This window comes from Actinomadura sp. B10D3 (assembly GCF_039871695.1).
Classification (GTDB): domain Bacteria; phylum Actinomycetota; class Actinomycetes; order Streptosporangiales; family Streptosporangiaceae; genus Spirillospora; species Spirillospora madurae.
The window spans coordinates 70787-90497 of the sequence record NZ_JBDPLY010000027.1 but is presented as its reverse complement, the minus strand read 5'-3'; the positions used below and the strand labels follow the sequence as shown (position 1 = coordinate 90497).

The following is a 19711-nucleotide window of genomic DNA, read 5'->3' as shown; positions in this document are numbered from 1 at the left end:
TGCGCGTCCGGCGAATTGCGGGCGGGAGTTATCCCCAGAATCGGGTTCTACTGCCGGGGCCCTCCGCGGCCGCGGATGCTGGGCAGGCCCGTCCCGGTTCTGGAAGGAGCGGCCCCATGGCCACGATCACGTTCCCGGTCCCGTCCACCACGACCTCACGGTTCGCCGTAGCCGCCGAGAGCATGCCGGACGACCCCGCCGGCGTCCTCCACCGGATCGCGGACGGCCCCTACCACGCGCACATCACCGGGCGGCTCGGCTCGTCCCAGCTCCACGTCGCCCGGGAGCAGCTCGGCTCCCTCCGCTGGGACCCGGGCCTCATCACGGCGGCCCGCCCCGAGGACCGCCCCGTCGCGCGAGCCTTCAACGACGCCGCCGAGTTCGCCGTCATCACGGCGTTCGCCCCCGTCACCGACCAGCCCCGCGGCGTCCAGGTCGCGCGAGCCGCCGCGCACGCCCTCGCCGAGGCCACGGGAGGGATCGCCGCCGACCTCGTCACGGGCCACATCCTGCCTCCGTCCACCGGCGAGAGGACGCGCTTCGTCCTCGCAGATCACTGGCTGGGCGACGTCCTGCCGCCGTCCCGCGCCAACGGCCGCTGCACGGCCGCCGACCCCTCCCACGACCCCGAGGGCGTCAACGGCTGCGCCTGCGTACGCCTGCGGACCCGCGGCCTGCGCCGCTTCGGCCTCCCCGAACTCCAGATCACCGACGTCGCCTGCCCGCACGACCTGGCCGCCCTGAACGTGCTGCGAACCACCGCCCGCCACCTCCTGACCGACCACTGGTCGTGGCTGGCCACCGGACCGGCCGCCCGCACCCGCACCGTCCCCGACACCCTCGACCTGACGGAGACCGACTTCAACGACTTCTGGGGCTCCGACCGCCGCATTCACCTGACCCCGCCCACCCCCTTCCAGGTCCACCTCTCACCCGTGACCGGACGCCTGATCATCATCGCCCCACCACCCGCCTACGACGGCACGATCAACGACTGGCTCTGGAGCGGCACCCTCCCCCTAGGCATGTACGACACCCCCACCACCGCCCCCCTCCCCGCCGCCGCCTAATCCGGTCGCCCCGTTCCCGTTGCCGGGTGACGGGTTCGACCGATAGACCGGACGTCCATCAGGCAATGCCCAAGACGCACATATCAGCCGAGGCGGGCAGGGTTCGCCAGGCCGGTTACGGGGGTGCTCCGGCGAGCGGAACGCCGCAACGGCTCCCGGTCCCAGTGCTGGGGCACCATGCCAACGCTGCGTAGCCCCCACACAGCGCAGCGGGCCCTGCCTTCCCGAGTGGCGGCTAGAGCACCGACACCAGGGCCGAGCAGGAGTCCCTGGTGTCGGCCATGGCCACCTCGCAGCGACGCGGCGAGTGGACGAGTTGGGAGCAGACTGCCGCCGAAGGTCGAACGCCGCAAGCGTCACCCAGGGGCGTAAGCGGATGGACGACCGCAGGGGTGCTGTGCGGAGTCTTGTTCGTGCTGCACACCGATATCCACCGGAGGTTCCGAACACCGGCGCCCACGAGGTCCCGCCAGCACCGACCAAGCAGCCGTCCCACTGCCAAGAGCTGGGCCTTGGGTCAGGCATCACGTGCTGGCGCCGCCTGGCCGAGTGGCACCAGGAAGGCATGTGAAATCACACCGGCTGCCGCAAGAGGAACTGCACGCCGCGGGGCAGGTGGACTGCTTCAGGAGGGTGATCGACAACTCGCACATCCGCGCCCTTATAGGCAGCCGTAGCGCACTTTTGCGGTTGGACACGCTCACCAAAAGGTCCAACACCCACGAGCTGGGAGCAAAACGCCCGCTGCCTGCAATGGCCCCCGAACGTGCTCCTCGGCATCATCCCTGCTTCACCGTCCCATTTGGCTCGGCGGCAGGTTCAAGGAGCCGTCCCCGACTCGACTTGGCATGCCCGTCCTATATGCACCAAATGCGATGTCACGGCAACGGTCGCGACACGGCGCGCGCGAGGGCGCTTCGGCCGAAGTATGACGGTGACACCGAGTGAGACTTCTGAAACCGCCCCGTCACCCGAACGTGCCATCCCGGGGGCTCCCATAGCCAGGTCAAGCGTGGGCGGATAGGGCGGGAACCATTCCCGGGGAACACCTTACGCGTTGCGAGTAGAACGCCCACAAGCAGGAACCGCAAGGGTTTCCGGCCGTACTCCCCCGCAGCCGTCCACGCCGTCGCACCGTACACCGACAGTTCATGGCAGTTCGGCATATACCCCCATATTCCGGCCAGGACGACGGTGACGGAGGCCACGCGCGATCTTCACGGCGACTGTGAGCAATATGCAACGCTCCGTAGCCGAAGTGGCTACGATCGGCATTCTCATGGCGACCGATGCGATCCCCCGGGGCGAAGATGAACCGTTTCCTGGCACATCCCAGACTTGCCGAGGCGTTCGGCGAGCTGTTCCGCTGCACCTGCGGGCTCCTGGGATGCACCGCGATGGCCGGTGCCATCGCCATGGGCGCAGCGACCTCTTCGGAGGCGGCGGTCCGAGCCGAGCCGAAGCCCCGCATGTCCATGCCGCCCGTCTGCCGTCACGCCGTGAACACCCGTGACTGGTACACCGAGCACAGATGCGAGGAGGCTTGGCTGGCGATGTACGACGAGAGATCTCGCAGACGAACAGGACGGGACCGGGAGTTCTCCCGTTGGATGGACCGGTATCAGCGAAAGCCGAAGCCCAAGCGCCGGACAACTGCGCCTGACCCGCTTCAGAAGCCCGCTCCCCCACCGGCGATATCGAAAGGTCGGGAGACCGCGCGGCCATCGCCGACGCGCCCGCGAAGTGAACCGCCGCGCACGTCCTCCCTCCCCGCTCCGCCCACCACGCACTCCGTTCCGCCTCGCAAGCGCGAGGAGGCGGAGGAGTCCGGCTCCCGCCCACCTTCGCTGCAGCCGGTTCTCCTACTCGGGCTGCTCCTCCCTGTCGCCGCGGCGATCTGTTACCCGTTCCGGCACCGCCTCTACGCCGCCGCCACGGCGGGTCTTCCCCCGTTCCCGGCGGCCGAGGCCCTGGAGACACAGCCGGCGACCTTCAGCTACCGGCCCGCCCTCGACCCGTTCGCCGTTCCGGCCATAGGCCTGTCGGGGCCGAGCGCCGGCTCCGCCGCGCGCCTGCTGGCACTCACCGCTCTCGACGAGTACGGCGACGACTCCCTGGTCGTCATCCCCCGTCCCGACACCACGATCTTGTTCGGCCTGGCCGAGGACGAACTCCTCGATGAGGACACGCCGGGCCTGTTCATCCCCGGCAACCTCGACGCGGCTCTGGCCTACCTGGAAACCGAGCTGGCCATCCGCCAGAAGGCCGGGGTGACACAGGCGCGGCGCCTCCTCCTGGTGGCCGACTGCGCCAAGGAGGCCGAACGGATCACAGCGCTCCTCACCCGGCACCCGGGCGGCGTGTCCGCCGTCCTGCTCGGTCCCTGGACCGGTGACCGCGCCGCCATCGACGACGACGGCCTGGTCGACGCACCGGCGGCACTCGCGTCCACCCTGCCCGAGCGCATTCCGGCGATGTCCCGCACCGAGGCCCGCGACCGGCTCCTGACCGCCGTGGCACGGCACAAGGAGACCCGGCGTCCTCCCACCCGTCGCCGTTCGACTCCCCGCCGTCCATGACCCACTCTCCCCAAGGTGCGGCCGAGGGTCGCCCCAAACCCAACCACCCGCCTGATAGACAGCGACACGCGACAACCGCCACCGCACAGCAACACCACTCCCGCTACGTCGAACGCAAGCCCATCCCGATCGACGAAGCCCAGCAACGCAGCCGCCCGCCAAAGAGAACCAAAACACCCACGCGGCACTTGCCTGCCGCGCCACGCGGCATCACAAGTGTCGCTACCGACCGACCAAAGGCCGATTGCCCGACCGATGGCGTCCAGCGGACGCCATGCCGGTACCGAAGGCGACCAACACGCAACTCACCAGGCCGGCGGCAAATCCAGGCCGTGCCGTCGCAACACGTGCCCGAGCACCGATTAACCGCAAGTCTGAGGGCGAACGCACCCGCGGCGCGTCGGTAATGCCGACTCCGGACGCGTGACCGGTCACAGTACGTGTTCGTGGAGGGGCCAGTGCCCACGCCGGTCGGGACGGTGCGGTTGCGGCTGGTGGTACGCGGATCTGCGGGAACCGAACGCGAGTCCTCGTCAGCCTCCGAAATCGGACGTTGCGAGAGCGCCGCCGCCCGCCGTGGACAGCCGAGCACGTGACTCGACGCGAGCCACGCGCCTCCCTCCGGAAGGCACAGCGAGCCATCGTTCCGAAGGACACAAGGACGGGCTGCGTGTGGCGCAGGCGTGCTCGGTGCAGGCGGGCGCCGTGGGGCCTCTGTTGGGCCGATGCGGCAGCGTGTTCCAGTCAGGAGCATGGACTGTCCTCGACGTCGCGCTCGGCGCGCTGCGCACGGTCACCTCCGGCTGTGGCAGGAGGACACAGGACACCGCGGCTCAGCTGACAAGCGGGCGGCGCGCCCGGAAGTGCGGGTCGGCGAGCAGGCCCGTCCGCCATCCGCACCGGGGGGCGCCCACTCGCCCCCGCGCCGGGCAGCACCGCAAGGCCCCTGGCCGCCTGGCGGCTCCTGTCGACCGCGGTCCGGCGTTCATAGGCGCCGGCTCCGCCACCGGAATCGAGCCCACGGCCAGCGGCGTTCCACCAGACCGACACCGTGGCGGGCTGGCCGTACGGAGCCGATCGCCGCGGCGGCCTTGCTGCACAACCGGGCCCCAACGCCCCGGCCAGCACCGCAACGACTTGAGACGGCCCAAACAACACCGGACCGTCGGCGAGCGCCTAGCGCAGCCGTCAGGCGGGGACACGGGGCCATGAGGGCGGTCATCGGAGGGTCTGCGCGGAGGAGCTCCAGATACGGTCCAACGCCCTCAGAGGAACCCAGCACCGCATCCGGCATCGGTTGCGTCCACGGAGTGGTGTACGAGTTTCCGCAGGTGAAGAGCGTGGCGTCGCGACGTGAGACCGGCACAGCGGGAGGAACGCGCGGTGTTCTTGGGTGAGCGGCTGTTGCCCGCGGCGCGTCCGTCGCCTGCTGCCCGCCTGCAGCGCCACTACGAACGCAGAGCGGGTTGTCTTCCGGGCTTTGCGCCGGCGCCTGGATCGTCGCCGTTTACTCGCCAGAGGAGATGGTGTTCAGGGGGTGGTGTCCTCTTGGCTTGCGATTTCGGATCTGATCCTTGTCAGGCTTCGGAGGGCTCGGTTGAGGGGGGCGAGGTCCGGCGGCTGTTCGACTTCGCGGTCTACGTAGGCGGAGCAGCGAAGCATCCATGCGCGGATCACGTCCTCGATGTGCATCTCGGACCTGCGTGTGCGGGTCAGAATCAGGTGGCGTTTCTCTTCGGCGACCTGGTGCGCGAGGATTTCGTCCGATTGCAGGGCTTGGATGTCGGCCAGCGTGTAGCGGCCGAGCCGGTCGACCGGCAGGTCGCGCTCGGCGGCGATCCGGTCGAAGATCCTCCGGGGCCATCCGAGGATCATGACCGCTCCGGCGGCGTCGACGGTGTCGGTCAGCGGCCCCTTCCTCGCCCGGACGACCTGCCGGACCGAGTCGGGGTCGAGCCGGTCCAGGTCGCGGAGCAGGTAGACGGGGAATCCGCGGAAGCTGCTGATGACGTCGAGTTCGCCCTGGGCCACCAGGACCTCGATGTCCCGGCGCTCCACGTCGAGGCCCACCCGGGCGGCCAGCCTGGCCGCGGCCCGCGCGGAGCCGACCGGCGGCTCGCTGCCGAATCTCGTGAGGACCTCCTCGACGCGTTCGCGGGCCTGGTCGGCGAGGCCGGTGGACCAGCGTTCCCCGCCGAGGTCGGGGCCGGGCAGGATCTCGTGCTCCAGGCCGACGCGCAGCTGCCAGCGGGTGAGGCCGAGGTGGGTGGCGAACTGGTGGGCGCCGTAATTGACGCGAGCGATCGGTTCAGGCATTGCCGTGCCTTTCTGACGTTGGTGTCCTCAGCGTGTCGGACGGCGCCCTCCCATAACACTAGAACTCAATTCTGTGGAAAACGTCGAGACCTTTCTGGGCTTTTACGAATCATTCGGACAATCGCCGTGGGCTCCGGGTACCCGGCGGCGTGGGAGTCTGGGGGCATGACGGCGATACACCGATTGGGGCTGGGGCTTGCAGCACTGGGACGGCCTGCCTACATCAACGTGGGCAGGCTTCAGGAGCTGCCGCCTGGACGCACCGTGGAGCAGATGCGTGAGGCGACCTGGAACGTCCTCGACGTCGCGTACGGAGCAGGTATCCGCTGGGTGGACGCGGCGCGGTCCTACGGCAGGGCGGAGGAGTTCCTAGGAGGCTGGATCAGCGCCCGCGACCCCGCAGAGATGACCGTGTCGAGCAAGTGGGGATACACCTACGTCGGCGGCTGGAAGGCCGACACACCAGTGCACGAGGTCAAGGAGCACACCCTCGACCGTTTCCGTGTCCAGTACGCGGAGACACATGATCTTCTCGGGGAGCACCTGTCGGTGTATCAGGTGCATTCCCTGACCGATGAAAGTCCTTTGTTCCAGGACGTCGCCCTGCAGGAGGCCATGGCGGAATTGACCGCCGAAGGTGTGCGTGTCGGCTTCTCGACGTCCGGGCCGAGGCAAGCGGAAACCATCCGGCGGGCTTTGGCACTGGAAGTGTCCGGGCAGAAGCTGTTCAGTACCGTCCAATCGACGTGGAACATTCTGGAGACGTCGGCCGAGGATGCACTGCAGGAAGCCCACGAAGCCGGCCTGCATGTGCTGCTCAAGGAGGTGCTGGCCAACGGCAGGCTCGCCGTGGAACCGCCAGGAGAGGTGCGAGAGCTCGCGTCCAAGAAGGACGTCCGGCCAGATGCCCTGGCCCTGGCCGTGGCGTTGAGCCGCCCCTGGGCCGGGACCGTTCTCATCGGCGCCGTCAGCCCTGCACAGTTGGAGGCCAATCTGGCTGCCACGAAAGTGACGCTCGACGGCGGCGATCTGGAGTTGCTGGACGGGTTGAGCCTCCCGCCGGACCGCTACTGGGCGGAAAGGAGTGCGCTCCCCTGGACGTGAGGGCCGGCGAGCACCCGCGCCATGGCACGATTGAGCCCGCCCACCATGATCGGATAGCCGTGCCCATGCAGTCAGAACCGCCCCGGAAGATCGGCCCGTATCACGTGGTCGCCCGGCTCGGGTCCGGCGGGATGGGGGAGGTCTTCCTCGGCGCGTCACCCAGCAGGCGGCTGGTCGCCGTGAAGGTCATCCGCCCGGAGCTGCTGGACGATCCGAGATGGCGGGAACGGTTCCGCCGGGAGGTGACCTCCGCACGGTCGGTCAGCGGCTTCTACACGGCTCCCGTCGTCGACGCGGACCCGGATGCGGACCAGCCGTGGCTGGCGACACAGTACATCCGCGGCGTGAGTCTCTCCAAAGTCGTCCGGGAGAAGGGCCCGCTCCGGGAGCAGGCCGCCTGCCGACTGGGGGCCGGGCTCGCGGAGGCGCTGATCGCCATTCACGGGGCGGGTATCGTCCACCGTGACCTGAAACCGTCGAACGTCCTCCTCGCCTCGGACGGGCCGAGGGTCATCGACTTCGGCATCGCGCGACCGCTGGACGCGTTGCCGCTCTCGCGTACCGAGATCCTGGGGACCCCCGCGTACATGTCGCCGGAGCAGGCTCTCGGGGATCCCGTCCATCAGGCGAGCGACGTCTTCTCCCTCGGGTCGACGCTCGTGTTCGCGGCGACCGGTGCGGCGCCGTTCGGCAGCGATCACAAGGTCCGCGCACGGATCGTCCATGGCGAGCCCGACCTCACCGCGCTGCCCGATCCCATGCGCGGGCTCGTTACCCGCTGCCTGGTCAAGGACCCTGGCGAACGTCCCACGCCGGAGCAGGTCCTCATCGCCCTGTCCACGTTGCTGGACGCGCACTACGGCGAGGAGTGGCCGCCAGTCGACGTCGAGGGGCTCATCGACGTCCAAGAGCGCACACTGGTCGAGATCACGGCCGAGCTACCCACCCTGCGCGAGCCACCCCTGTGAGGCGCCGCGTTAGGGCAGCCCCTCGACGAGCGCGTCCCAGAAGGCCGTCTCGTAGGCGTGCAGTAGGCGGGCAGCACGGGCGGCCTCGACCGGGTCGTCGCCCTTGGCAAGCCCTTCCGCGATTACCGCGAGAGCTTGTTCCTCAAAGCCGGGTGGTGACGCGGCGAAGAAATCGAAGAATCCGGCGGTGGTGTCCGTGAAGCCGTAGCGGGCACGAAGCGCAGCAGCGATGCGAGCGCAGTACGCACCCCACTCCTCCAGGTTGGCGAGCATGGCCAAGGCCACCTCGCCGGCCGTCCCAAACGCCGCTCTCTGCGCCAGGTAGGCCGGGTATGCCTGCGCGAAGGGCTTCGGCTCGTAGGCGCTGAGATTCTTCTCACTTTCACCGAGCGCCGTCACGAAGTCGTCCAGCAACGTCAGGGCCCGCCCCTCGCCCTGCGCGAGTCCGAGGAAGAGGTCGCCGGCCGGAGGATCGGGAAATCTCGCTGCGAGGAGGGCGAAAACTTCGCCGATCGCTGCTGACGATGCGAAACTCCTCGCCCGCCAGCCAGACCAGGCGTTCCTGGGGCAAGTCGCCCGTTTCGAGTAGATCAACGAAGCGGTTCGCGGTCGCCGCCTCCGCGATCTCCCGGCGTGCGCGCGCGACGAGATCGGCTGCGCTCTGAGCGGTCATGCGTCCACCGGAACACCCCCGCCGCCGTTCCGTCAACGCGACAGGCCATGATGAGCGGCCATGATCGCGTGGATACGATGAAGGACGGAACGTCTACGCAGGTGTGGGACGCAGTTGGGAGTGAGCGATGTCGGATTTCGAGCTCGACCACGCGGGCGGCCGTCTGCCTCTGGAGGTCGCCGAGGCGACCGAGGGTCCGTCGGGGCTGGTCGTGGGCAACCTTCTCAAGGAGACGGGGCACGTCACGCTCGATCCGGGATTCACCAATACCGCGTCCACCACGTCGGCGATCACGTACATCGACGGCGAGGCGGGCATTCTCCGCTATCGCGGCTACCCCATCGAGGAACTTGCCGAGAAGTCGTCCTTCCTTGAGGTCGCCTACCTGCTGATCTACGGGGAACTGCCGACGCCTGACCATCTGAACTCGTTCACCGACAGCGTGCGCAACCACACGCTGCTGGACGAGAAGTTCCGCGCGTTCTTCTCCGCGTTCCCGCGCCGCGCCCACCCGATGGCCGTGCTGTCGTCCGCGGTCAGCGCCCTGTCGACGTTCTACCAGGACAGCCTCGACCCGTTCGACCCGGAGCAGGTCGACCAGTCGAGCATCCGGCTCATCGCGAAGCTGCCCACCATCGCCGCCTACGCGTACAAGACGTCCAACGGCCAGCCGCTGCTCTACCCGGACAATTCCCTCGGGTACGTGGACAACTTCCTGCGCATGATGTTCGGCCTGCCCACGCAGCCGTACGAGATCGACCCGGAGATCGCGCGCATCCTGGACATGCTGTTCGTCCTGCACGCCGACCACGAGCAGAACTGCTCGACCTCCACCGTCCGGCTGGTGGGGTCCAGCCAGGCGAACCTGTTCTCGGCGGTGTCCGCGGGCGTCGACGCCCTGTTCGGCCCCCTGCACGGCGGCGCCAACCAGGCCGTGCTTGAGATGCTGGAGCGCATCCACGAGAACGGCGACGACATCGATTCGTTCGTCGAGCGCGTGAAGAAGAGGGAGCCCGGCGTCAAACTGATGGGCTTCGGGCACCGCGTGTACCGCAACTACGATCCGCGCGCGGCAGTGGTGAAGAAGGCGACGGGCAAGGTCCTGGACGCGCTGGGCAAGGCGGACCCGCTGCTGGACCTGGCCATGCGTCTCGAAGAGGTCGCCCTGAGCGACGAGTACTTCATCGAGCGCAAGCTCTACCCGAACGTGGACTTCTACACGGGCGTCATCTACAAGGCGATGGGCTTCCCCACGAACGCGTTCACGGTACTGTTCGCGCTCGGCCGGCTGCCCGGGTGGATCGCCCAGTGGCGCGAGATGATGAACGACCCGGCCACCAAGATTGGTCGTCCGCGCCAGGTGTACGTCGGTCCGGGCGAGCGTCACTACGTGGAGATGTCCGCCCGCTAACCGGGAGATACCAAGACAACGCCTCCGAGAGGGCGCCGTTCAAAGGACGTTCGTGCGCGGCGGACGGGTCAATGGATCTGTCCGCGCACGATCGCAATCCGTGAACGGCCGGGTTAGCCTGTCGGCGAAGCTCCCCAGCGGAAGGCGGCTGCTCCCATGCCCTCCATCGTCGAGCGCAGTCTCGTCAGCTTGGATTTCTGGGCAAAACCACAGGTCGAACGGGACGAGGTGTTCGCCTCTCTCCGAGCCGCGGAAGGACCGGTCTTCTGTCCCGTGCCGGACCAGCCCGGTTTCTACGCCCTGACCCGCTACGAGGAGGTGGCGGAGGCGAGCCGCAACCCGCAGGTGTTCAGCTCCGGCCCCACCGCCGTCAGCCTGGTCGACCCGGTGCCGGAGATCGCCGACTACGCCGGGTCGATGATCAACATCGACGATCCGCGGCATGCCCGCCTCCGCCGGATCGTGTCCCGATCCTTCACGCCTCGCCTGATCCAGCGGGTCACCGGTGACGTGACCGTTCTCGCCCGCCGCATCGTGGACGAGCTCTCCGAGCGCGGCCCGTGCGACTTCGTCCGGCATGTCTCCATGCCGATGCCGTTGCAGATCATCTGCTCCATGATGGGCATCCCCGAATCGGCGTACGACGATGTCATCGACGCGACGACCGCGATCTTGGCCATCGGCGACCCCGACTACACCGACCCGGACGGCAGGAACCGGGTGGAGGTCATCGTCGAGAAGTTCTCGATACTGCACGAACTCATGGCGGATCTCGGCCGGCTGCGTCGCGAGAAGCCGGCCGACGACCTGGTGACGGCGCTGACGCACGCGAACGTCGACGGCGAAGCCCTTGACGACCGCGACCTCGGCCGCTTCTTCGCATTGCTCGTGGTGGCCGGGAACGAGACGACGCGCAACGCCCTGTCGCACGCCCTGTACCTGCTGACCGATAATCCCCGGCAGAGGGACATCCTCCTGGCGGACATAGATGGACGGCTTCCGGCCGCCGTCGAGGAGATCATCCGCTACGCCACTCCCGTGACGTGGATGCGCCGTACCCTGACCCGCGACTACGAGCTGCGCGGAAACGTCTACCGCGCCGGCGATCGGGTCATCCTCTACTACAACTCGGCGAACAGGGACGAGGCCGTGTTCAAGGACGCGGACGCGTTCGACATCACCCGCTCCCCCAATCCGCACGTGGGCTTCGGAGCACCGGGACCGCATTTCTGCCTCGGTGCGCACCTCGCCCGCCGCGAGGTCACGGTGCTGCTGCGGGAGCTTTACACGAGGCTGCCCACCGTCCACGCCACGGCGCCGCCGGTCCTGCAGCGGACGAGCTTCATCCACGGCATCAAGTCCCTGGCCTGCGCCTTCTGACGCTTTACTCCGTGATCGCCTACACGGCGGATAATCGGTTCTCCGGTGCCGTCCCCTAGCCATAAGCGAATGCCGACTGGCCGGGTAGTGTCCTGCGCGACCGCGTGAACAGGCATGTCTCGTGTCTTGCGGTAGCCGGTCACCTACCTCTAGCCGAGATGTGCGCTGACGGTGTGGGATCAGGACGGGCGGCGAGTCTCGGGCTTCGAAGGAGGTGGATGCCGACGTCGACGCAGAGTTCGGTGCCCGAGGGGGTTCGGGAGGACCAGGGCAGGGAGTCGTCGCGCATTACCGAGGTTGACATCCTGCGCGCCTTCGCCCTGCTGGGCATTTCAATAGTCAATACGGTCAGCATCCTTGACATGCCCACCGGCGAGAGCGAACCAGGCGTAGGCTATTGGGCATTTGAGACACTCCTGCATCAGAGGTTCTTCCCTATATTCGCCTTCTTTTTCGGAATGAGCTTCGGCCTTTTTCTCGACGCGGCTCGCGGTAAGGCACGGAATCCGCGGCTGGTCATGCTGGCGCGACTGGGGTTTCTCGTCCCCTTTGGCGCGGCGCATCGGCTGGTACAGCCCGACGAAGTCTTGCTGACCTACGCCGTCGTCGGCATCGCCGTATTGCTTCCCGCCTCATTCCTGCCGGGACGTCCTGTCACCGCACTGGGACTCCTCGGCGTCGCGGCTGGACTGATGGCTGGCGGCGGCAGTCTGCTCATTCCGGGACTGTTCCTGGTCGGGCTCGGTGTGCAGCGGCATGAGCTAAGGAACGCAGCCGCAGTGCGAGTACCGCATCTGATCATCGCGTGTAGCGCGACGTTCGCAGTCGCGACCTGCCTGAACACGTGGCAAGTCGCCGGTGGAACGGATGCAGGCCCGCAACGAACCGCCCTCGCCGGCGTGGTGACCGCCGGCGGCTACGTCCTGGGCGTCCTGTTACTGCTTCGCACGCGCGCCCGGCAGGTGTTGCGGCATCTGGCCCCCGTGGGCCGCATGGCGCTTACGGGTTACATCGGCGGCACGTTGTTGACCATTGCGGCCGGGCGGCTCCTCGACTTCGAGGAGGCACCGAGATACGGGTGGGCGATCTCTCTCGGAGTCTGCGTGTTCGCGATGGAAGTGGCGTTCAGCTGGGCGTGGCTTCGACGGGCTCGGTACGGCCCTCTGGAATGGATCTGGCGTTGTCTGACATGGTGGCGCATAGAACCAAACACCCGATCCACCCGAGCATAGGACCTGATATCCACCAAACCAGCCACAAATAATGAGACCCGGGCACGCCAAGGCCACGTCATGATCGACACGAACTGACGTTATCCACAGAATCTCGTTCTATCCAATCCGCACGGCCTCCTCATCGAAGCTGGGTCCACGCCGGTCCACCGCCCCGAGGAGGCTCCATTGCGCGTCACCATCACGGTTCCCGAAGAGACGACCGCCGGCTTCGTCGTCGCGACCGACAGAGACCCCGGCGACCTGCCAGGGGCGATCCGCCGGAGGCTCCCCGTCCCTTTCGCCGCCGCTGTGTCGGAACGACTGGGCACTCCACGGCTCGTGCTGTCCTGCCATCCCGCCGCCGACTCGCCCTGGGATCTCTCGAGCGTGACGGGGGTTGACGAGGACGACATCGTGAGGATCCGCCAGGCGACCCGGCATATCGGCGTTACGTCCGTCCTCCCCGCAGGCGACCTTCCGTCCGGGCCGCATCTCGCCCGGGCCGCCGCCAAGGCAATCTCAGAGGCGCTCTGCGGGGTACCCATCGACCTCGCCTCAGAGCACGTGGTCCAGGTCGTCCCTTTCGGACGGTTCGACGAATTCACCCTCGCCGACGACTGGCTCGGCACCACCCTGCCGCCCTATCGGAACGCCGGACGCTGCACCGCCGACGAGGACGACATCGACGGCTGTGCATGCGTCACACTGACGACCCGCGGACTCCGCCGGTTCGGCCTGCCCGAACTGGAGATCGCCGGTGTCGCCTGCCCGCACGACCTCGCCGCGCTCAACGTCCTGCGCACCACCGCGCAACGGCTGCTCCCCTTGGGCAGGCACCCAGGCGACCACCTTCTTCCGCCCCAGCTCATGTTGACGAGCGCCGACTTCTCCGCGTTCTGGGGCAACCGTGAGCCCATGTGGGACGACGGGCCCATCGCGGTGCGGTTGACCGAGGTAGCGCCCGACCGCCTGGGCATACGCCCGCCCGCCGACTTCCCGGGCACCTTGAACGAGTGGCTGTGGGACGAACTGCCGCCCGTCCTGCATGAACTGCTCAGCTGTGACCCCGACGACGCGATCTCAGGCCGGACGGGCGACTAACGTCGTCCGGCATGGAGAAGGACCGAGCGCCCGGAGCGCTGGCGCGAGTGCTGGAGGATGTCGCCGCCGAACGCGAGGCCCAGGACCGGATGTGGGGCGTCCAGGAGTTCCCGGACGGCACCGGACCTGAGTTCACCACGCACGCAGAGGAGGCGAAGCAGCATTGCGCCGCGGCCTGGTCGCATGGGGATCTCACCTGGCGCCACATTCTGGCCGAGGAGTTCTTCGAGGCGCTGGCCGAATCAGACCCGGGCGCGCTGCGGACCGAACTGGTCCAGACGGCCGCGGTCGCTGTGAAGTGGGTGCAATCCCTGGACCGGCGACACGGTGGGACGACGCATCCCGTCAAGAGCGGCCAGCGCAGCGAGAAGCTTGTCCGGGACCGCATACCGGAAATCATCCGGGACGCGGGCGGCGCACCGGAATCACGCGTCGCTAATCCCGAGGAGCACGCGGCTCTGCTGCGCGCCAAGCTCAACGAGGAGGCCGGCGAGTATGCCGCAAGCGGCGACCCAGCCGAACTCGCGGACCTCCTGGAGGTGGTCCACGCGCTCGCCGCCCTCCACGGGATGACCCCTGCCGAACTGGAGAAACAACGCGCCGTAAAGGCCGCCGAACGCGGCGGCTTCTCCCGCCGCCTCGTCCTACGCCTCCCCGACTGACAGTGAGGATGTAGGTGAGCACCTCCCGGCGGGGTCTGACCCACCGACTGACTGACCAAGGGTCCTCAACCGGATCTGTCGATCCGGCCGGGAGGTGCTCGTGTGCGCTCACCGGACACGGGCGTTGTGACTTCATAAGAGCCTGGCTAGAGGCCCCATCACTGTCTTGTCCGACCGCCCTGCCGGTGCGCCGCCCGCCCTCCGGCTCGGAAGACAGGACGACGATGACTCCCATTACACCCCAGGACGGCACGCCCGGCGAAGTTGCCGGTGGTGTCGACACCCATCTGGACACCCACACCGCCGCGGTGATCGACCTGGTGGGCCGGGTGCTGGGCACCGAGCAGTTCCCCGCCACCGCAGCCGGATACGCCGCCCTGCTGGAGTGGATGCGCCGGTTCGGGCGCTTGGTGCGGGTCGGGGTGGAGGGCACCGGCGTCTACGGCGCCGGCCTGGCCCGTCTGCTGCGTGACCGGGACGTCGAGGTGATCGAGGTCGATCGCCCTGACCGCAAGGCCCGCCGGTTCCAGGGCAAGTCCGATCCGATCGATGCGATCGCCGCCGCCAAGTCCGCGCTGGCCGGTGAGCGGACCGGTGTCCCCAAGCAGCGGGACGGCCGGATCGAGGCGCTGCGCAACCTGCGGGTGGCCCGCCGCTCGGCCATCGACCAGCGCGCCGACGCCCAGCGGCAGATCAAGGCCCTGATCGTCCCCGCCCCCCACACCCTGCGCGAGCGGCTGCGCGGCCTGCCCGTCACCGAACTGATCGCCACCGGCGCGAACCTGCGCCCTGACCGCGCCGACGCCGCGTCGGTGGCCACCGCCGCCAAGATCGCCCTGCGTAGCCTGGCCCGCCGCCACCAGCAGCTGTCCGACGAGATCGGCGACCTGGACGAACTGCTCGAGCCGCTGGTCGCCATGATCAACCCCGACCTGGTGGCCGCCCACGGCGTCGGCACCGACGTCGCCGGGCAACTGCTGGTCACCGCCGGGCACAACCACGCCCGACTCCGCTCAGAGGCGGCCTTCGCGATGCTCTGCGGGGCCGCCCCGATCCCCGCCTCGTCGGGGCGCACCACCCGGCACCGCCTCAACCGCGGCGGCGACCGGCACGCCAACGCAGCCCTGTACCGCGTCGTGCCGTGCCGCCTGCGCTGGGACCCCCGCACCCGCGCCTACATGCAACGACGCACCAAGGAAGGCATGTCCAAGAAAGAGATCATCCGCTGTCTCAAGCGCTACATCGCCCGAGAGCTCTACCAGATCATCACCGCACCAAGCGATCTTGAGCTCGCGGCTTGACATCCATAAGAGCATCCACCCACCCGGACCGCAACACCAACCGAACGAACACGACAACGCCCAACGGAGCAGCCACGACCACCACGCGCGCCGTACACGAAACCAGAGCGCCGTTCGCAAAGTGACACCGGCGGCCATCCTGCGGCAGCGAGCTCTCTGACCACCAGGACGCGCCGCAGTAGCGAGCAGGACGGCCGAAGAGGCGAAGGCGAGGGGATGGCGCACAGGCGGCCGCGTCGCTCAACCGGGTTTTGCGGCGGCTGTCCTGCGGCGGTGGGCCTTTTGGCGGCAGGAGGCGCTGCAGTAGCGGGCGGGACGGCCTGTGGAGGCGGAGGTGAGGGGGGTTGCGCAGACTTCGCAGCGAGTTTCGTTACGCGGCGTTTCGTCTCGTTTCGTTACGGGGCGGAGGGCGTCGAGGGCCAGGGCCGTCATGCGGCCTTTGGCGTCGTGCTGCCTTTCCATCAGCATCGCGCCGCCCAGCAGGGCACGGACCTCACGGACGTCGACGTCAGCGCGCACCGCGCCGACGGCCTGCGCTCGGCGCAGCAAGGCGTCGAGGGCGGCGGTGAACTGCTCGTCCATGCCACAGGCATCGAGCATCCGAAGGTCCGTCGCCAAGGCGTCACAGAGGGAGTGGTTGTACATTGCGCGCTCTACGACCCACATCAGGAATCCATAGAACGCTTCGGCTGGATCGGTCGCATCGGCGAGGGTCCGCGCGTCCTGGATGATCTGCTCGATCCGATGGGTGACGACGGCCTCGAAGAGGGCTTCCTTGGTGGGGAAGTTGCGGTAGACGGTGCCCGCTCCGACACCGGCGCGCCGGGCGATGTCGTCGAGCGGTACGAGGCGCCCGTCCGAGGCGAACGCCTCGTAGGCGGCCTGGAGGATGCGCTCGCGGTTCCGGCGCGCGTCGGCGCGCCGGGGTCGTTCCGTCAAAGCAGAGCCTCCTTGACAAGCGGGGCGATCGTTCCGGTAACGTCTTAAGCGGGTTGTAGGTTCCGATTATAGGAGAGTCGATGACGGCGGTGGACGAGGCACGCGGCAGGCTGGGCAAGGTCGGCGTGGTGCTGATGACGCCCATCGCTCCCGCCGAGGACTGGCGGCGGGCGGCGAAGCGCGTCGAGGAGGCGGGTTACGGGACGATCTGGCTGAACGAGGCAATCGGCGGCCGTGAGGTGTTCAGCCAGATGAGCGTGATGCTCGCAGCGACGGACCGGATCGTGGTGGGTTCGGCCATCGCGAATCTCTGGGCGCGCCACCCCGCTGCCATGCAGGGCGCGGCCGCGGTGCTGGGCGACGCCTATCCCGGCCGCCTGGCCCTGGGGGTCGGCGTCAGCATGGGCGCGATCGTGGAACAGAGCGGACAGAAATGGGCGAGCCCCCTGACGAAGATGCGCGAGTACCTGGACGGCATGGATACGTCGGCCAGCGCCGCCCCGGTGCCCGACATACCGTTCCCCCGCCTGGTGGCGGCGCTCGGCCCGAAGATGCAGGAGCTGGCCCGGGACCGTGCGGACGGCGCCCTCCCCGCCGCGATGCCCGTCGAGCACACCAAGGCCACAAGGGAACGGCTCGGCCAGGACAAACTGCTCGTGGTGATGCAGACGGCCATTCTCGGAACCGACCCGGAGAAGGCCCGTGGCATCGCGCGGAGCACCCAGATGCTCGCAATGCCCGGTTCGCCCTACCTCCGCTCCCTGAAGACCCTCGGCTACGAGGATGCGGCGCTCGCCGACGGCGGATCCGACGAGGTCATCGACGCCTGCTTCAACTGGGGCGACGAAACCGCAATCGTCAAGCGGATTCACGACCACCTGGACGCCGGTGCGGACCATGTCGGCGTCACTGTCTTCGCCCCGGATCTGCCCTCCGCCGCCGCCCAGTACGAGCGCCTCGCCCCGTTCCTCCTCTGACCGCGCGATCCGGGCGGCGCTGCGGGGTGCCGGTACCGCACGTCCGGCCGGATACCGCCCGGCGGCGTGCAGGTGGCCCGCGTTCATCGCCGGGCACTGCTCGCCGTTCTCGTGGACTTGGCGGCTGGCCGTGCGGGGCCGCTTCTCGGCGGGGCGGTCAGCGGGGGCGGATCAGGCCGGTTTCGTAGGCGGTGATCACCAGTTGGGCGCGGTCGCGGGCCTGGACTTTGGCCAGCAGGTGGCCGATGTGCGTCTTCACCGTGGCGGGGCTGAGGTGCAGGTGTTCGGCCAGTTCGGCGTTGGACAGGCCCCGGGCGATGAGGACGAGGACCTCGCGTTCGCGGTCGGTGAGGGAGTCCAGGCCCTCCGGGGGCGGCTGGACGGGGCCGGGGCGGCGGACGAACTCGGCGATCAGGCGGCGGGTGACCGTGGGGGCGAGGAGCGACTCGCCGGACGCGACGACGCGGATCGCGGAGAGCAGGTCGGCGGGCGGGGTGTCCTTGAGCAGGAAGCCGCTCGCCCCCGCGCGGAGCGCCGCGTAGACGTAGGTGTCCAGGTCGAAGGTCGTGAGGATCAGGACGCGGACGTCCGGGAGGTCGGCGCAGATCCGGCGGGTGGCCTCGATGCCGTCCATCTCGGGCATGCGGACGTCCATGAGGACGACGTCCGGGCGTTCGCGCTCGGCCAGCGCGACCGCCTCGGCGCCGTTGCCGGCCTCGCCGACGGTGCGCAGGCCCGGCGCGGTGTCGATCAGGACGCGGAAGCTGCCGCGCAGCAGGGCCTGGTCGTCGGCGACGAGCACGCTCAGATCCAACGGTGTTCCTAGCTCTCGTACGGGAAGGCGGCCGACACGGCGAAGCCGCCTTCGGGTCGGGGTCCGGCGGTGAAGTCGCCGCCGTACATCATGACCCGTTCGCGCATGCCGATGAGGCCGTGCCCGTCCCCGCCCGGCAGGACGCGGACGCCGGGCCCGTCGTCGGTGACGTCGATGCGCATCCGGGCGCCGTCGGCCTTGACGCGGACGCGGCAGCGGGCGGGCGCGGCGTGCTTGACGACGTTGGTGATCGCCTCCTGCACGATGCGGTAGGCGGAGAGGGCGACGCCGTCGGGGAGGTCGCCGGTGTCGACGTCCAGGTCGACGTGGACGCCGGCCATCGCGGCGCGGTCGGCGAGGCCGGTCAGGTCGGCGAGCCCCGGGGAGGGGGTGAACTCGGCGTCGGCCGCGCCGGTGCGCAGGACTCCGAGGAGGTGCCGCATCTCGGCGAGGGAGGAGCGGCTGGTGGCCTCGATGACGCGCAGCGCGTCGAGCGCCTCCTCGGGCCGCGCCTCGGCGACGTGGACGGCCACGCCCGCCTTGACGGCGATGAGGCTCATGCTGTGCGCCACGACGTCGTGGAGTTCGCGGGCGATGCGGAGCCGCTCGTCGGAGACGGCCTGGTCGGCGAGGCGGCGGGCCGAGCGGGCGGCCTGGGCACGGCGTTCGCGGACGACGCGGCCGAGCGTCCAGGACGCGCCGAGGACGGCGAGGCCGAGCAGGAGCCGGCCGGCCATCTCGGCGTGGCGGCCGGCGGGGCCGACCATGGCGCCGCCGAGGATGAACAGGCCGCTGGCGACGCCGATGAGCGACGTGGGGATCCAGCGGCGGCGGCGCCGGGTGAGCGCGACCGGGTACAGGGCGTACGCGGCGGCGGCGTAGGAGTCCCAGGGAAGGCCGACGGCGAGCATGCCGGTCGAGGCGGCGAGGGTGACGGCGAAGACGGGGACGGGCCACACGCGCCGCAGTGCGAGCGGCAGTCCCGCGGCCGGGATGAGCACGGCGGCCATGAGCATGGAGCCGCTGCCGCCCGCTGGCAGCGTCAGCATCACCAGCAGGTAGAGGAGCGCCGCCCCGGCGTCCAGGCCGATGAGGCCGCGCCGGCTGAGCCGCTTGAAGACCGGGGAGCGCAGCTCGGATTCGTCCACGGCACGAAGGTAGCGGGCAGAGCGGGGCGAACGCCTCATGCCGGCGGACGTCAT

16 protein-coding genes are annotated in these 19711 nt (G+C 69.0%); 11 read left to right on the top strand and 5 right to left on the bottom strand.

The window, feature by feature from the left end; translation table 11 throughout:
• The first annotated feature begins 116 nt into the window (after positions 1-116).
• Together ABGB11_RS31930 and ABGB11_RS31925 are read left to right on the top strand one after the other, a co-directional pair.
• A complete protein-coding gene (locus ABGB11_RS31930) occupies positions 117-1070 on the top strand; it encodes a hypothetical protein (protein ID WP_347638951.1) in 954 nt (317 codons plus the stop codon).
• A gap of 1610 nt (positions 1071-2680) precedes the next feature.
• Positions 2681-3649, top strand: a complete 969-nt coding sequence (locus tag ABGB11_RS31925) for a hypothetical protein (protein WP_347638949.1) — start codon at positions 2681-2683, stop codon at positions 3647-3649.
• A 1530-nt stretch (positions 3650-5179) separates the two neighbouring features.
• On the opposite strand, the gene ABGB11_RS31920 is transcribed toward ABGB11_RS31925, so the two are convergent.
• The gene (locus ABGB11_RS31920; protein ID WP_347638947.1) at positions 5180-5965 is read right to left on the bottom strand and encodes a hypothetical protein; all 786 of its coding nucleotides are present in this window, start codon (positions 5963-5965) and stop codon (positions 5180-5182) included.
• 165 nt (positions 5966-6130) lie between these two features.
• Between ABGB11_RS31920 and ABGB11_RS31915 the strand changes: the two genes are divergently transcribed.
• The gene (locus tag ABGB11_RS31915) at positions 6131-7069 is read left to right on the top strand and encodes an aldo/keto reductase (protein ID WP_347638945.1); all 939 of its coding nucleotides are present in this window, start codon (positions 6131-6133) and stop codon (positions 7067-7069) included.
• A gap of 65 nt (positions 7070-7134) precedes the next feature.
• The gene (locus ABGB11_RS31910; protein WP_347638943.1) at positions 7135-8037 is read left to right on the top strand and encodes a serine/threonine-protein kinase; all 903 of its coding nucleotides are present in this window, start codon (positions 7135-7137) and stop codon (positions 8035-8037) included.
• Positions 8038-8046: 9 nt separating this feature from the next.
• On the opposite strand, the gene ABGB11_RS31905 is transcribed toward ABGB11_RS31910, so the two are convergent.
• Positions 8047-8631, bottom strand: a complete 585-nt coding sequence (locus ABGB11_RS31905; protein WP_347638941.1) for a hypothetical protein — start codon at positions 8629-8631, stop codon at positions 8047-8049.
• A 206-nt stretch (positions 8632-8837) separates the two neighbouring features.
• On the opposite strand from ABGB11_RS31905, the gene ABGB11_RS31900 reads away from it, so the two are divergent.
• The 6 genes from ABGB11_RS31900 to ABGB11_RS31875 all read left to right on the top strand — a co-directional run bounded on the left by ABGB11_RS31900 (position 8838) and on the right by ABGB11_RS31875 (position 15779).
• Positions 8838-10121 (top strand): citrate synthase, encoded by a 1284-nt coding sequence (locus tag ABGB11_RS31900; RefSeq protein ID WP_347638939.1) that lies wholly within the window; start codon positions 8838-8840, stop codon positions 10119-10121.
• 156 nt (positions 10122-10277) lie between these two features.
• Positions 10278-11501 (top strand): cytochrome P450, encoded by a 1224-nt coding sequence (locus tag ABGB11_RS31895; protein WP_347638937.1) that lies wholly within the window; start codon positions 10278-10280, stop codon positions 11499-11501.
• A 218-nt stretch (positions 11502-11719) separates the two neighbouring features.
• Complete coding sequence (locus tag ABGB11_RS31890) at positions 11720-12733, top strand: DUF418 domain-containing protein (protein WP_347638935.1); 1014 nt, start codon at positions 11720-11722, stop codon at positions 12731-12733.
• A gap of 168 nt (positions 12734-12901) precedes the next feature.
• A complete protein-coding gene (locus ABGB11_RS31885; protein WP_347638933.1) occupies positions 12902-13816 on the top strand; it encodes a hypothetical protein in 915 nt (304 codons plus the stop codon).
• 11 nt (positions 13817-13827) lie between these two features.
• Positions 13828-14478, top strand: a complete 651-nt coding sequence (locus ABGB11_RS31880; RefSeq protein ID WP_347638931.1) for a nucleoside triphosphate pyrophosphohydrolase — start codon at positions 13828-13830, stop codon at positions 14476-14478.
• 224 nt (positions 14479-14702) lie between these two features.
• Positions 14703-15779 (top strand): IS110 family transposase, encoded by a 1077-nt coding sequence (locus ABGB11_RS31875; protein ID WP_347638929.1) that lies wholly within the window; start codon positions 14703-14705, stop codon positions 15777-15779.
• Between the two features lie 240 nt (positions 15780-16019).
• Here ABGB11_RS31875 and ABGB11_RS31870 read toward each other — a convergent pair whose 3' ends face one another.
• Positions 16020-16718: a TetR/AcrR family transcriptional regulator gene (locus tag ABGB11_RS31870; protein WP_347638927.1), complete on the bottom strand. Its 699-nt coding sequence runs from the start codon at positions 16716-16718 to the stop codon at positions 16020-16022.
• An 80-nt stretch (positions 16719-16798) separates the two neighbouring features.
• On the opposite strand from ABGB11_RS31870, the gene ABGB11_RS31865 reads away from it, so the two are divergent.
• Complete coding sequence (locus tag ABGB11_RS31865) at positions 16799-17695, top strand: TIGR03620 family F420-dependent LLM class oxidoreductase (protein ID WP_347638925.1); 897 nt, start codon at positions 16799-16801, stop codon at positions 17693-17695.
• 157 nt (positions 17696-17852) lie between these two features.
• Here the strand turns inward: ABGB11_RS31865 and ABGB11_RS31860 are convergent, their stop codons facing one another.
• The gene (locus ABGB11_RS31860) at positions 17853-18509 is read right to left on the bottom strand and encodes a response regulator transcription factor (protein ID WP_347638923.1); all 657 of its coding nucleotides are present in this window, start codon (positions 18507-18509) and stop codon (positions 17853-17855) included.
• 8 nt (positions 18510-18517) lie between these two features.
• A complete protein-coding gene (locus ABGB11_RS31855) occupies positions 18518-19657 on the bottom strand; it encodes a sensor histidine kinase (protein WP_347638921.1) in 1140 nt (379 codons plus the stop codon).
• Positions 19658-19711: the final 54 nt, after the last annotated feature.

Coding starts and splice junctions, on each gene's coding strand:
- ABGB11_RS31910 (WP_347638943.1), top strand. CDS start 7,135: ATGCAGTCAGAACCGCCCCGGAAGATCGGCCCGTATCACGTGGTCGCC.
- ABGB11_RS31875 (WP_347638929.1), top strand. CDS start 14,703: ATGACTCCCATTACACCCCAGGACGGCACGCCCGGCGAAGTTGCCGGT.
- ABGB11_RS31880 (WP_347638931.1), top strand. CDS start 13,828: ATGGAGAAGGACCGAGCGCCCGGAGCGCTGGCGCGAGTGCTGGAGGAT.
- ABGB11_RS31915 (WP_347638945.1), top strand. CDS start 6,131: ATGACGGCGATACACCGATTGGGGCTGGGGCTTGCAGCACTGGGACGG.
- ABGB11_RS31865 (WP_347638925.1), top strand. CDS start 16,799: ATGACGGCGGTGGACGAGGCACGCGGCAGGCTGGGCAAGGTCGGCGTG.
- ABGB11_RS31925 (WP_347638949.1), top strand. CDS start 2,681: ATGGACCGGTATCAGCGAAAGCCGAAGCCCAAGCGCCGGACAACTGCG.
- ABGB11_RS31895 (WP_347638937.1), top strand. CDS start 10,278: ATGCCCTCCATCGTCGAGCGCAGTCTCGTCAGCTTGGATTTCTGGGCA.
- ABGB11_RS31890 (WP_347638935.1), top strand. CDS start 11,720: ATGCCGACGTCGACGCAGAGTTCGGTGCCCGAGGGGGTTCGGGAGGAC.
- ABGB11_RS31930 (WP_347638951.1), top strand. CDS start 117: ATGGCCACGATCACGTTCCCGGTCCCGTCCACCACGACCTCACGGTTC.
- ABGB11_RS31900 (WP_347638939.1), top strand. CDS start 8,838: ATGTCGGATTTCGAGCTCGACCACGCGGGCGGCCGTCTGCCTCTGGAG.
- ABGB11_RS31920 (WP_347638947.1), bottom strand. CDS start 5,965: ATGCCTGAACCGATCGCTCGCGTCAATTACGGCGCCCACCAGTTCGCC.